We start from the raw sequence: 13,989 nt of genomic DNA, 5'->3' as shown, positions 1-13,989 counted from the left end.
ATGAACGTTGGTTGAAACGTATCAACGGCTTATGAACGGTGAACTGTTCTTCTTACACTGGACCGAACAAGTACTTACCGGATCATAACCGATAAGATTACTTACTAGACCAGGAAGGGCAGGTGGCGCAGGTTACCCGCTGAAGGCTGTCGACAAAGCGACAGCCCCCACCGGACCTGGTACGATCAATAGGTCATCGGCTCTGAAGCTAGCATTCCATTTTCGGGACCGATGGTTTTTCAAATAGCCAGAAACTGTTCCTAGTAACACTTCCTGACGAGTCTAGCCGCTGTTAAGAGAAATGGTTAACCGCCACATAAGTTAACGGCGCGGTTTTGGAACAGTAGCGGACACCTTTTGCGCCGTAACGACCGGTTTTGGCTTGTAGATGGCCCCCGTCGCAAAATCAATGGCAGCACCCGGCCAGAACAGCAATACATCGGCAATGAGCGCACCGATCCGTATTTCACGTTGCGGCTCACCTAATAAAGGTTTTCGCTTTTGATGCTCGGTTACGCGGCCGCCGAAGACTGTTGCGCAACTGCTTAATGACCCCGACAGAGTGATGGTGGCTAAAGCTAAGAGAATAAATTTTTTAGGCGTTTTCATACGATTTAATTGACTGATTGATAGTTATTTAAAAACAGAGTAAGTTCATTTCTGCCAGCGGTAGGACATTGCTAATCGCTCCAGCGATACAAAGGTGGGCAGCCGCGTCAGGCGGATGAAGCGGGCAATGTATGAGTTGATGCAAAAGCGCATTCAACTGATAAGATGGGCTATCAAATTGAAACAGATCTGTCTGGCAGGCTACGCGATTGTCTTCTCTGCGCCATCGCTCGATTTAGTCGCTGGCAACTTCCAGTGCCAGGAACCAGTGAGCGTTTAAGCACTCATCGGCCTGGGCGGCCCTGTGCCCCTGGCGTTTTTTTGATGATACCTTGACGCATCCATTTATGCGGACCCAGCTCAACAACCAACTGCTTTAGGTGCTGGTCTTCTTTGCCTTAGGCCGGCAGATCCAAGTTGTTGCAGCCATCGACGGTTGGAAACCCGTAGTCCATTATAGTGCTATCGGCTTGGCAAAGCGCTAAGCTGATAGCACTGTCCACCCAGTTGCGCTTCGGTGAATTTTGTCTTTCTCAGGAAGTCTCTTAGGCTATTAAATTATCGAAAGAATCGCGGCATTGGCCGTCTGACCGAATTCACTACTAAGATTGGGCCAGTCTACTGGGAGAAGGTCTGGCTCGGGTTTATCTTCCATGACGGCCCAATACCAAAAACTCAAGCAGCCCACTCCCAAGATTAGTGAAGAGAAGGCCTGATTTAGCGCTCGTTTACGGTTGAGTATGCCAACACCCGACTGTATCGTTTCAATGGAATTGAACAGGTAATCGAAGTAAAAACCAGAGAGAGATTAATGACGAGTAAGTTCGTTAGGAATAATCAATTCTTTGATCTTATCCGACAAGAAGTGGCCATAAGGTGGCTCTGTATTGGACAGGATAATTACGGTATAGCCACTATGGCGATACATGTTCAACTCCGTGCACACACCAATGTAGCCACCGCTGTGGCCTGTGACCACTTCCGCCCCTAACGCCTGATATTCCTGACCCAGTCCCCAGTCTGGTGTATGCTCGGTTAAGAACCGCTCCAAAGTCGATTTTTTTAACAGTTTTCCCTTTTGGATCGCCTGTGCTAACGTATACATATCCGGGCTGGTAGAGAGGCCGCCCCCAGCTCCGCTGTCAATAAGTGTGTGGTGCATGCCCGCAGGTAAGAGGATGTTCTTTGTGACAAAGTCAGCAAAGCTGGAGCCGGTTACTTTTTCAATGAGCAGCCCTAATAATAAAAAACCCGTATTGCTATACCGAAAGGCAGTGCCTGGTCGAAAATGCGGTTTATCCTTTTCGATGGCAGGCAAAAAGTCGGCTTGGGTAATGACTTTGCCCGTTTGTGGCTGATAAGCCGGGTCGTCAAAAAAATCACCCATGCCGCTGGTATGGGTAAGCAGTTGCCGGATCGTGATGGGATGGAGTGCCTTGTTTTTTAATTCAGGCATAAATTTTCCGACACTGTCGTTGAGGGATAGTTTTCCTGAGTCGACCAGTTGCAATATGCTGATCGAGGTAAACAGCTTACCTAAAGAAGCCAGATTGAATTGTTGGCCCTCCGTATTAGGACTTCCCTGCGGATTGTTGCCGAATGATTTTGAATATATGATCTGGTTGTTATGCGCAATGAGGACATTTCCGGCAAATACATTTTTGGCTAGCAACTTAGTGATGTAGCTGTCGATACCGGTCAGAATCTGCGTTTGTGTAAGCTTGGCAGAACCAAGTCCCTCATTTGAAAGGCGGACCGGCCACATGTGGTGTTCTCTGAAATGGTTCGTACTATCCGTGAGGACAACTAGTTTCCACCAGGAATCATAGGTATTTGCCTTAAGCAACAATTCGGTTTGAACGGGTGATAATCTTGTTGATTGTTTGAGTTGCACCGGCCCTATCTGGGCAAACTCCCGTTGCATTCGGCGACTGTTTGCTGTAATTTGAGCCTGATCAGTGGTTATACTCGCAAAATAGGTTTTAAAATTAATGGAATCCCCGGTGTTGTACACGGCCACCAACTGATCCGTAAACAGCGTGACAGGCGTCAGTGTGGGGGTTTGTGCGGCAACTGTAGCGCCTAAAAGAAGGAATAGTATGGTTTGGCGAAACATAGTCTGAATGGTTTTAGTGAAGGGCGAAGGTGAGGTATTTGCCCTCCGGGTAAAATGTAGCTATGCACCAGATGCGTTTAAATAGCGCTGATCTGGCCAAATAGGCTGTTGAATTGTAAGGCTATCCGAGGAGTTACAATCTGGCTACCAGCCAGATTCTGCTGCGTACGCTTCATAACTTGAGCACACAAAAAAGCCAGACGGCATACCGTCTGGCCAAACACCCAAACCTAATGTGATCGACAAACACCAGGTTACCGTGCCGTCATAATTCCCTGAAATCAGTCGAAGCCACACCCATTCAGACGAAGGGTTGTGTGGTAGTTCGCCTATTAACTGCGTGAGATTTCACTAAATACAAATGAGCTGTGAAGCTTTTACTACAGCTTTTAGCAGCGACATTGTTGTCCGCCCTGGATCACATCTTTATGCTATCGGTTACTGTTGCACACCGCGTTGTGAAGACTGTATCTTTGAGAAAGCAATATCAAATCTGCATGTATGCTATTTCGGCAATGGTTGCTGTGGTTTATTGTCCCGCTTCTGATGAATCCTACAGTGGTAACGGGGCAACCATCGGATGTGTCTTTTCAGCATTTCTCCACACAGAACGGCTTATCGAACGATCAGGTGACGGCGATCCTGAAAGACCGACGCGGGTTTATGTGGTTTGGTACCGTTAATGGGCTGAATCGCTTCGATGGGGTGAAATTTACGGTTTATAAACGGAATGAACGACCCGATGGACTACCTGGAAACTACATCGTATCAGACGGATTAGCTGAAGACCGCGACGGATTTATCTGGGTCTCGACTCATCGGGGCCTTTGTCGGTACGACCCCAAATCCGACCGATTTCTTCCAATAGCATTGCCCCAGCAGCAGGACCAGTTAGCCGATAATGACTTTGTTTCACCCGTACACTTCGATCAGGCCGGGATTGGGTGGTTTGCGTCGGTTGATCATATCTATCGCCTGGATCCACGAACCAGGCAACTTGCTGCCTTTCCCGTTCCCGCAGTTCACCCTGGTACCTATCCCATTCCCCTTCCTGATCGACAGGGACACATTTGGGTATGGCAATGGGGGGCTGTTTACCGGCTTGACCTGACAACTCGCCAATACACCCATTTTCTGGGGTCTGACCCTGCCCATCCGAACGAGCACAGACAAGTTGAACGATTAACCGAGCAAAACGGGCGTGTATATACGCTTTTGACGCAGGGCGAAGTCTGTCTGTATGATTCGACTACTGACCGTTTCAATAAACAGTTCAACCATTCTGAAGTCAGTACAGATCTGGTAGAAGATCGACTACCGGATGGTCAACCGTTACTCTGGCTGGGAGGCTACAACCGCATCATGGCTTACGTACCCGCCACGAAACGGTTTACGGAATTCACGCACGTAGCCGACGATCCGTTAAGCTACCCAGGCGGCTCTGTTGGCGTGATGTGGGCAGATCGGCAGACGGGTATTGTCTGGATAGGTACGTCGGAAGGTATCGCGAAAATTGATCCCGTAGCCTTGAAATTTAGTCGAAAATGGTTGCCGAATCTGTCAACTGGACCACCTGAGCCAGTTGAGATTGTGCGTCAGGATACCCGAAACGATAGCTTGTACTGGGTGCTTGGCCATCAAATGCTTTATCAATGGGATCGTCAGTCCGGCTTGATAAGGGCAGTTTTAACAAAGCCCAACATGGCCAATCGCCGATTTTACAGCATGCTTCAGGATCGGCAGGGGCGGTTGTGGATTGGTATGCAGGGCGGAATCGCTGTATATAATCCGGGAACTGAGCAGTGGCAAACGCATACCGATCTGGGCGGTAAAGACAACCCGACTCAACTTACGATACCAGCCCTTTGTCAGGGTGCTGACGGACGGATCTGGATTGGTACTACCGCCAGTGGTCTGTTTTGGTATGATACCACTACCAATCAATTTCATCGGTGGCTGTCGCCGGGAACAGATCAATTACCGATGGGCATTGGGCTATTGCAACCAGACCCATCTGGAAGGATATGGGCGAATACCCGATCGGGTCTTTTTCGACTGAATCCGATAACGGGTCAAACGAAACGAATAGCGTTGCGAGGTTTTGAAAAAAATGTTCAGCCCTCCGACCAGATCCATAGCACTTTTTTGGTCGATAAACAGGGAAAGCTTTGGGTGTCTGGAATTGATTTTCTGGTCCAGGCCGATACAAATGGACAAATTCAGCAGACCTATACCCTACCCAACGGCCTACGGGCCGATCATGTATTTGGTATTACCGAAGACAAACAAGGGCACCTTTGGCTGGCCACCGACGAACAACTGCATGAGCTGAATCCCAAAACAAGGCAATTTCGGTACTATAATGAATCGAACGGTTTATTTTCCAATACGCAGTTTAAAACGATCAGTATAGACCGGCAAGGGGCGTTGATCACCGGATTTTTCGGCGCGTTTGCTTATTGGAAACCCGAAAATCTTCGACTGAATCGTGTGCCGCCCCCGGTGGTGATCACCCATATCCGGGTCAATAATCAGCCACGGTCAATAACGTCCGCAATTCGGTTAGAACCGGATGAAACAACCCTGGCAATTGATTTTGCGGCCCTCAGTTTCAGTCAGCCTGAAAAAAACCGCTACGCCTACCAACTCGTTGATTTTGACACAGACTGGATCGTAACCAACGAGCGCACCGCAACCTACACGAACCTTGAACCCGGGAATTATACGTTTCGGGTAAAGGCCGCCAATAATGATGGCGTCTGGAATGAAACCGGAGTTACTCTGCCCATTCGAGTGGTACCACCTTACTGGAAAACCGTTTGGTTTCGATTGCTCGCAGTATTTGTAATCCTTGGCATTCTGTATTCCATCTATCGCAATCGTGAACAGCAACGTCAGCACGTTGAACGTATCCGGGATCGAATCGCGACGGATTTGCACGATGACATGGGCTCTACGCTCAGTAGTATTCGTATTTTCAGTGATGTAGTGCAACAGCAGATTGCGCCCACAACGCCCGAAGCCATCCCTGTTCTTCAACGAATCAGCACTAGTGCCACGGCTTTATCCGAATCGATGCAGGACATTATCTGGACTATTCAGACAACGCATGACCGGCTGGAAGACGTAGTCAGCCGTATGCGCGAATTTGGCCTGAAAATGGCCGAAGCAAAAGGCATTATGTTTCGAATGGATGTGTCCGATCAGTTTGAGAAAACCCGGCTGAATGTTGAACAGCGACGGAATCTGTACCTTATTTTTAAAGAAAGTATGAACAACGCGGTGAAGTACGCTGAACCCTCACGGATTGAGGTTAGCCTGACGATCAACACCGGAAAACAGCTACGCCTGACTATAAAGGACGACGGCAGAGGATTCGATCCAGCCACCGTTCAGACCGGAAATGGATTGCCTAACCTCCAAAAACGGGCTTTTGAAATAGGCGGTAGCTTAACGCTGACGTCTAAACCGGGAGCCGGCACCTCGATAGAATTACTGACAAAATTATGATTGACGTTATCAAACTAGTCTATTACGAAGACAATCGCGATCTCCGCGAAGGCATCTCTTTTTTACTTCAGGCCACACCAGGTCTTACATTACTCGGCGCGTTTGCCAACTGCCGAAACCTGACGGATGAGATGCGATCCCTGCAACCGGATGTTGTTTTAATGGATATTGATTTACCCGGAATTACAGGCATTGAAGCCGTTCCCATCGTAAAAGCGACATCGCCCCAAACGCAGGTGCTGATGCTAACGGTATTCGACAATGAAGAGAAGATTTTCCAGGCGATTCGCAACGGAGCCAGCGGGTATCTGCTGAAACACACGCCACCTTCGGAAATCGTCGCTGCCATTTTTGATGTTCACCAGGGCGGTTCACCCATGACGGCCAATGTGGCCCGGCAAGTACTTCGTTTCTTCCAACAGCAAAACGCCCTCCCGACCGAAGCTCCTTCCAACAACATAGCCACACCTACATCGCGGCCGACTACTGAGGACTATAAGCTGTCGACACGGGAGCTGGATATCGTGAAGGGATTGGTGGCTGGTTACAGTTATAAACTCATTGCCGATGAGCTTCACATCAGCATCGATACTGTCCGGTCACACATCCGTCACATCTACGACAAATTGCAGGTAAACTCCAAGACCGAAGCGATCCTGAAAGCCATGCGGGAAGGGCTAGTGTGACTGGCTTTTAGCCCCTAAATCCCCTGAAGGGGACTTAGGGGTTTTTCGGCACTACACCCCCAGAAAAATCACATCATTCGGGCTTTGATAGGGACGTCATTCACATGTTTGTGCGATTGATGGGCGTTCGGTAGACAGCCAACTTTGTAGCCACTAATGAATGCTACAAAATGAAGTGTCAACCTCTCTCCAAAAACCGTATGGCCAGTTTCTTTACTTCCTCCGGTGTAGATCCGTTCCTGATTGGCCTAATCTATCTGCTCAGCGTTAGCCTGATTGCTTCCGCCACCTATGCACAACAACTAAGCCGAACCCGAGTTACCGGTTCAGTTCGTGTTGCGACCGGCAAACCGGTTGAATTTGCCACTATTCTATTAATCAAGGCGGGCGCATCGACACCCACCAGTAGTCAGTCAGCTTCGTCAACACAGTTGGTTAAGGGAGCAGTTACCGACAGTAACGGGCAGTATATGCTTGATCATATCGCACCGGGAAGCTATCAGGTAGCCGCCCAACTAGTGGGTTATCAAAAAACGACTTCTGCTCCCTTTACCGTTGTGGTCGATGAATTCGAAGCTACGGTGCCCCCCATTACAATGGCCCAGTCGGAACAAACACTGAGCGAAGTAACGGTAGCTGCCAAGAAGCCGTTTATCGAACAACTACCCGACAAAACGGTGATCAACGTAGAGAACAGTATCATTTCAGCGGGAGGTACAGCGCTGGAAGTACTGGAAAAAGCGCCCGGTGTCTTTGTCGATAACCAGAACGACCGCATTACCCTCAAGGGCCGCGAGGGTACGCTGGTGATGATCGACGGAAAGCCAACTTATCTATCGACGCAGGAAGTGGTAAATCTGTTACGAAACACACCATCCAACGGAATTGAAAGCATCGAGCTTGTGACCAACCCATCGGCCCGCTATGACGCGGCCGGTAATGCGGGGATCATCAATATTCGCCTGAAACGAGGGAGCCGTAAAGATGGAACCAACGGTAGTGCAACGGCAGGGACTGGCTATGGCCGATTTCCGAAAGCATCGGCTGGATTCACGCTAAATCGCCGAACGGGCGGCTGGAATTTGTTCAGCAACTATAATTTTGATTACCGGGAGACCTACGGTTCCGTGGATGCCCTACGCAAATTTGGCTCCGGCGATTCACTAACTACCGTCAATAATCTTGGTTATCGTCCTAGCAGTGCGCAAAATCACACGTTTAAAATTGGCGCTGACTATGCGCTGAACAAACGGACTACCGTTGGCCTGATGGTGAATGGACTATTCAGTAACAGCCAGACGATGATTGACAACCGGAATCTCGTTTATAATTCGAGCGGTCAGCTAGAACAAACGCTTACCATGATTAATACCTCCACCCGACGTACGCAACGAATGGCTGTCAATGCAAATGCAAAACACACCTTCAATTCCCCAGGCCGCGAATTAACAGCTGACCTGGACTACTCCCGCGTGAACATTCAGCCGCAGGACAACATGCGGACACGGTATCTGGGTGCCGGTGGCGAAGAAACGCAGCCCGAACTCGTGCAACGAAATCTGCCCCCCTCAACGGTTACGATCCGGGCCGCCAAAGCCGATTATGTGCATCCACTCCGCAGTGGTGGCCGACTGGAACTGGGGGGTAAAATCTCTTACGTGACCTCCGATAACGACGTTCGCTTCGAGACATTAACCGAAAATGGCTACACCCCCGATCCGCAGCGCACCAATCATTTTTTATACGACGAAACCATCACGGCAGGTTATCTGAATGCAAATCGGGATTGGGGCAACTGGTCGGTGCAGGCTGGATTGCGGGCGGAGAACACGCGCTCGCTGGGCAATTCGGTAACGCTAAGCAGAGTCCTCGATCGCAATTATCTGAATCTGTTTCCGAGTGCTTTTGTGACGTATAAGATGACCGAAGATCATCAATGGCGTGCTTCTTTCAGCCGACGTATCGACCGACCTAACTACCAGGATTTGAACCCGTTTGTGTATGTCATGGACCCGTATACGTATTATCAGGGAAACCCATTTCTGCGGCCGCAATACACGAACGCCTTTCAGGTAGGCTACACGTATAAACATGAAACAACCGTCAGTCTGAGCTACAACCATACTACCGATGTCATAACGGGCGTGAATGAACAACAGGAGCGAATTATGCGGGTGACAACCGTAAACCTGGCCGCGCTCGATAACATCAACCTGAGTGTCAGTCTACCCCTGAAACCCACCAAATGGTGGACACTCCAGCCGAGTGCCAATGTATTCTGGAATGCCTACAATGCGGAATTCGCCGGGCAGCGACTCGATTATCGGCAACTATCGGCCAATGTAACGCTAAATCAGAGTTTTATCCTGCCTCATGGCCTAACGGCTGAGCTGTCTGGATTTTACAACTCACCTTTAGTCTATGGCACGATGCACATGCGCGGAATGGGCCAATTGAGTGTGGGGGTTCAAAAAAGTTTGTGGAACAAAGCAGCTACTCTCCGATTGAATGTCAGTGACGTATTACACACACTCCGGTCGGGTGGCACCATGAATTTTGCGACGACAAACCTAAGCTTTGTCAATCAGCGGGAAAGCCGCGTGGCCCGACTAACATTCACTTACAATTTTGGCAATCGAACCATGAAAACCACTCGCCAGCGTCGGTCAGGGGTTGAAGAGGAACAGAATCGTATTGGTGGCGGCAACAATTAAGTCCAACTGTGGGCATGGTGGTTGACACTACCCAGCATAAACTGACCAATGAATTAATACCCCCAACTCGCTGTGAAACAAAACCCCGCTTTACTCACAGCATTTATACACCGATCATCCCATCTTAAAGTTCTGTTTCTTGACCTATAGCATTTCCACCAGTTGAATATTATTCCCGCAGGTATCATTGAAAACCGCTAGTTTAACGGTTCCCATGGCTGTCGGTTTTACACTAAATTCAACCCCAAGATGAACCAGACGATCATATTCGCGTTGGACATCGTCTACGTTGAATTGCGTGTATGGAATCCCCGCATCGAACAAGGCCTTTTGATACGTTTTGGCGGGCTCAAAGTTTTCAACGGATGGCTCTAATAAAATCTCCACTCCGTCCTGGTCTTCTTTAGCCACCAGGGTTAACCACCGATTCTTTTCGCTTAGCGGAATGTCATGTTTTTTGATGAAACCCAATGTTTGGGTATAGAAGTTTAGTGCTTTAGTCTGGTCTTGAACTGGGATGCTGACCACTTTAACTTTCATATATACGTGAATTTGATTAGCCTTCGCAACTTCTCAAATCAGTCTCTAACGCACGTTGCGAAAGTTGCTCTTTTTTGAAATTCAATGGGGGATTGACCAATTCGTTGTTTAAAAAGAGTGCTGAAGGAACTAGGCGTGCCGAATCCTACTCTATAGCAAGTGTCGGTCACCGTCATCCCTTTTCTTAAACAGTCCTTTGCTTCCTCAATTCGTTTACCAATCAAATATTGCGTTGGTGTTAGTCCATAATATCGCTTAAAGAGTCGGAGCAGATGAAACTTAGATGTGAAACAGTTATGAGACAGTTTGCCTAACGTCAATTCGTTGTCGAAATTATTATTGATAAAATTCCGGAGCGCGATTACGGTTTGAAGTTGTTTCTGATTAGAGTAGCAGATACGTCTAATTCGGTTTATTTCGGTTTGGTAGAAGGTCATGCGGTTAGTTTGCGGGCCGTAGCCACCCACATTAGGTTATTTGTTTTTCTTAGAAAGATAACTCAAAACCGAGTTCCGTATGCTATTAACTGGACGCGGTGGTGCCGATCAGCCGCTACTGGCCACTTGATAAGTGATTAACAGCTAATCATCCCATAAGACCCTGATTCAATTTGAACGATAAAACGACGGTAATGAATTTGGGTCGTTAACCGGTTATCACCCGCGATTATGTCTCATTTTAAATCAAAAGGCTATCAATAAGTACATTATAATATAATTATTAACAAACAGTTTACTATACTTACCATTTAGTACATAGCCTTTAACAACAAGGCTGTACGCTGCTATACTTTTATCTACTGTCCATCTATATGCCGAATACACCCTTACCCAACCAAAATCCGCTTCGCGAGAAATTGACAGAATACTTAGATCAGCATTCTGTCACTAAAGGCGGAAAGCATTACAAAGGATCATACCTATTCAATCCAGTAGGGTATCACTTCATTGACCTGTACCGCCATGAGAACGAAGAGACGGCCACAGTCATCGTAATAAACGAGCGGGAGCACAATTATAAGGTCAAAGCCAAATACAGTACAGGCAGAAAATACGAAGCTGAGTTCACTACGATTCAGGAAGTAATTGACTTTATCGACAACTTTTCGTGGAAAGACGTGCTTTTAGGTAAATCAACTACGATTGGTGAATGATGATTGGTGAGCGTACGTCACCTCCCAACGCATTAGCCACTAGTCAATAAGCCTATTAAAACAACAGACTCCAGCTTGTTGCAGGCTGGAGTCTGTTGTTTAGTTTACGTGTATCCCCGCTTTTCGGAATTAGTGCTAATCACCAAAAAATGACAGTGAATTTCCTTAAACGAATTCATTGTCCAGTAACTAAAGAAACCCCTATGTTCGGGGCATACAGGTCTGCATCGCTCCTCGGTTAGGCCGCGACCATCTCCAGTGCCGGCCGGCTCCAGTGGCGCGACCCCACCAGGGCCACGAACTGATCGATGGCTTGCTCTTGCCTGCTACCATTGTTTTCCGAAACCACACCCATCTCATTCAGTGCGGCTCCGGCGGGCAGTGCTTTGGTCAGCAAGTCTACCGCTTCACCCAACACGCCAATGGCTTTACCATGTTTGTAAGTCTGGGCTAAAAAGACGCTGGCGTCGCCCTTGGCGGTCAATGTACTCGCTCCTGCTCCCCCCGGCACGAATACCGCATCGAACAGGGCCGGACTGGTATTGGCCAATGTTTTGGTGATCTCCAGTGACTCACCAAGCATCCCTAAACTAGAACCGACCAGTTCACTCGTGGCCCCCGCCTTTTTAAGGGCTTTTTTGAGGGCAATGATTTGATCAACGGCCATGTCATTGGCGACCAGAATGGCTACCTTCCGGCCTTTGGGACCGCCCGGCTGGCCTTCCATACTTAATGCTTTGGACATTTGAAGTCCGCCCGACGCGGTGGTTTCTGACAAGGCGTCGGCCAGTTTCTGAGCGCCCGCAACGGAGTCGGCCGAACCCCGTGCCAGACCATTCTCTTCGGGTTCGCCCAGGGCAGCGGCTACCTGCTCGGCCAGCATGCCATTGATCTGTTGCAGATGCTTGAGCATGCGCTGACGAACAGAGCGGGTTTCTACTTTACTCAGTTCGAACTGAAGGGCTTTAACAATGTGCTCTTTCTCGGCACCGCTCATACTGTTCCAGAACAATTTAGCCTGCCCGTAATGATCGTCAAACGTTCGGCTACGCACCCGTACTTTGGGTCCACTCACGGATTCAGGATAAGTCTTATAGCCGCCCTGACTGGGAGTTACCTCCTCGGGAGAGTGGCCATCCAGCGAGGCTGGTGCGTAGGACACCCGTCCTTTATCGATGGTGTACCGCATCTGGGCATCGCGCTGGTTGTTGGACACTGTAGCAACCGGGCGATTGATCGGTAACTCGGTAAAGTTGGGGCTGCCCAGTCGGCTCAACTGCGTATCCAGATAGGAGAAGTTACGACCCTGCAACAAGGGATCGTTACTGAAGCTGATCCCCGGTACTACATTCGTGGTATTGAAAGCAACCTGCTCGGTCTCGGCAAAGTAGTTGTCGGGGTTACGATTAAGCGTCATCTTACCCACCCGACGAACCGGCAGCAGCTCTTCGGGCCACAGTTTGGTGGCATCCAGGATGTCGAAATCGTATTTTTGTTCGTCTTCTTCGGCCAGCGTCTGAATACCCAACTCCCATTCCAGAAAATTACCTTCTTTAATAGAGTCAGACATGTCACGACGGTGGAAATCGGGATCTTTCCCCGCAATCTGTTGGGCTTCGTCCCAGACCAGGGAGTGAACACCCAGGACGGGTTTCCAGTGGAACTTGACAAACGTCGATTTACCCTGTGCATTGATCAGGCGGAAGGTGTGCACTCCGAAACCCTCCATCGTGCCAAAGCTGCGGGGAATTGAACGGTCGCTCATAATCCACATAACCATGTGCATGGATTCGGGCGTGAGAGAAATAAAGTCCCAGAATGTATCGTGGGCCGTAGCCGCCTGCGGAATTTCGCGGTCGGGCTCGGGTTTGGCCGCGTGGATCAGATCGGGAAACTTAATGGCATCCTGAATAAAGAACACCGGAATATTGTTACCCACAATGTCCCAGTTACCCTCGGGGGTATACAGCTTGACGGCAAATCCACGAACGTCGCGGGCGGTGTCAGCCGACCCGCGCGAACCGGCCACGGTCGAGAAACGCACAAAAACGGGGGTCAGCAATGAGGTATCCGTCAATACTTTTGCCGTCGTCAGCTCTTCCAGTGATTCGTAGAGCTGGAATTGACCGTGAGCGGCTGCACCCCGGGCATGGACAATGCGCTCGGGAATGCGTTCATGGTCGAAGTGCTGCAATTTCTCCCGCAGCAGAAAGTCTTCCAGCAAGGTGGGTCCGCGTTCCCCGGCGCGCAACGAGTTCTGGTCATCGGCAATGGGTTGGCCCACGTTCGAGGTTAGGGGTGAACGGTTGTCGTTGAGCAGCGGCTTATTGACGGGTACTGTATGAGCAGAATCTGTTGATCCTTTCTGGTCCGATGACCGGTCGGCTAAAGTACTGCCGTGATCGTCTGCCTTAGTGGAGAGAGGATACTTGGCGTCTTTTGGCTGTTGTTGCATAACCGTTGAGTTTTTGTTTTATTAGTTAGTTCAATAAGGTTATTTATAGCCATATTGTTTAGCCACTCACTCCGTCAAGTGTTCATCTGTCTATGCAACAATGAAGCTTGTTTTCCATTGTAAGCTTTGTTTCTTTACGTAGCTGTCACTTTTTGAAAGGGGGCAGCCGTTGGTGGTCAACGGTATAGGCCATCTTTTGCCAACAA

9 protein-coding genes are annotated in these 13,989 nt (G+C 49.1%); 4 read left to right on the top strand and 5 right to left on the bottom strand.

The window, feature by feature from the left end; all coding sequences use genetic code 11:
- Positions 1-321 precede the first annotated feature (321 nt).
- Together ACYU8Y_RS04970 and ACYU8Y_RS04965 are read right to left on the bottom strand one after the other, a co-directional pair.
- Positions 322-609, bottom strand: a complete 288-nt coding sequence (locus ACYU8Y_RS04970; RefSeq protein ID WP_460934805.1) for a hypothetical protein — start codon at positions 607-609, stop codon at positions 322-324.
- A gap of 808 nt (positions 610-1,417) precedes the next feature.
- Positions 1,418-2,725 carry a serine hydrolase domain-containing protein gene (locus ACYU8Y_RS04965; protein ID WP_460934803.1) on the bottom strand — a complete coding sequence of 436 codons (1,308 nt, stop codon included), beginning with the start codon at positions 2,723-2,725 and terminating at the stop codon, positions 1,418-1,420.
- 546 nt (positions 2,726-3,271) lie between these two features.
- Here ACYU8Y_RS04965 and ACYU8Y_RS04960 point away from each other — a divergent pair.
- The 3 genes from ACYU8Y_RS04960 (at position 3,272) to ACYU8Y_RS04950 (ending at position 9,635) form a co-directional block, all read left to right on the top strand.
- Positions 3,272-6,235, top strand: a complete 2,964-nt coding sequence (locus tag ACYU8Y_RS04960) for a sensor histidine kinase (RefSeq protein ID WP_460934801.1) — start codon at positions 3,272-3,274, stop codon at positions 6,233-6,235.
- The gene (locus tag ACYU8Y_RS04955) at positions 6,232-6,921 is read left to right on the top strand and encodes a response regulator transcription factor (protein WP_460934799.1); all 690 of its coding nucleotides are present in this window, start codon (positions 6,232-6,234) and stop codon (positions 6,919-6,921) included. Before ACYU8Y_RS04960 ends, ACYU8Y_RS04955 begins: the two co-directional genes overlap by 4 nt.
- A 200-nt stretch (positions 6,922-7,121) precedes the next feature.
- Complete coding sequence (locus ACYU8Y_RS04950; RefSeq protein ID WP_460934797.1) at positions 7,122-9,635, top strand: TonB-dependent receptor domain-containing protein; 2,514 nt, start codon at positions 7,122-7,124, stop codon at positions 9,633-9,635.
- 144 nt (positions 9,636-9,779) lie between these two features.
- Here the strand turns inward: ACYU8Y_RS04950 and ACYU8Y_RS04945 are convergent, their stop codons facing one another.
- Positions 9,780-10,175, bottom strand: a complete 396-nt coding sequence (locus ACYU8Y_RS04945) for a VOC family protein (RefSeq protein ID WP_460934795.1) — start codon at positions 10,173-10,175, stop codon at positions 9,780-9,782.
- 38 nt (positions 10,176-10,213) lie between these two features.
- The gene (locus ACYU8Y_RS04940; RefSeq protein ID WP_460934793.1) at positions 10,214-10,612 is read right to left on the bottom strand and encodes a helix-turn-helix domain-containing protein; all 399 of its coding nucleotides are present in this window, start codon (positions 10,610-10,612) and stop codon (positions 10,214-10,216) included.
- Between the two features lie 374 nt (positions 10,613-10,986).
- Here ACYU8Y_RS04940 and ACYU8Y_RS04935 point away from each other — a divergent pair, with 374 nt between their 5' ends.
- A complete protein-coding gene (locus ACYU8Y_RS04935; protein ID WP_460934791.1) occupies positions 10,987-11,328 on the top strand; it encodes a hypothetical protein in 342 nt (113 codons plus the stop codon).
- Between the two features lie 238 nt (positions 11,329-11,566).
- Here ACYU8Y_RS04935 and ACYU8Y_RS04930 read toward each other — a convergent pair whose 3' ends face one another.
- Positions 11,567-13,783, bottom strand: a complete 2,217-nt coding sequence (locus ACYU8Y_RS04930; RefSeq protein ID WP_460934789.1) for a catalase — start codon at positions 13,781-13,783, stop codon at positions 11,567-11,569.
- Positions 13,784-13,989 lie beyond the last annotated feature (206 nt).

This window comes from Spirosoma humi, assembly GCF_054776575.1.
This window is presented reverse-complemented; position numbering and strand designations above follow the sequence as displayed.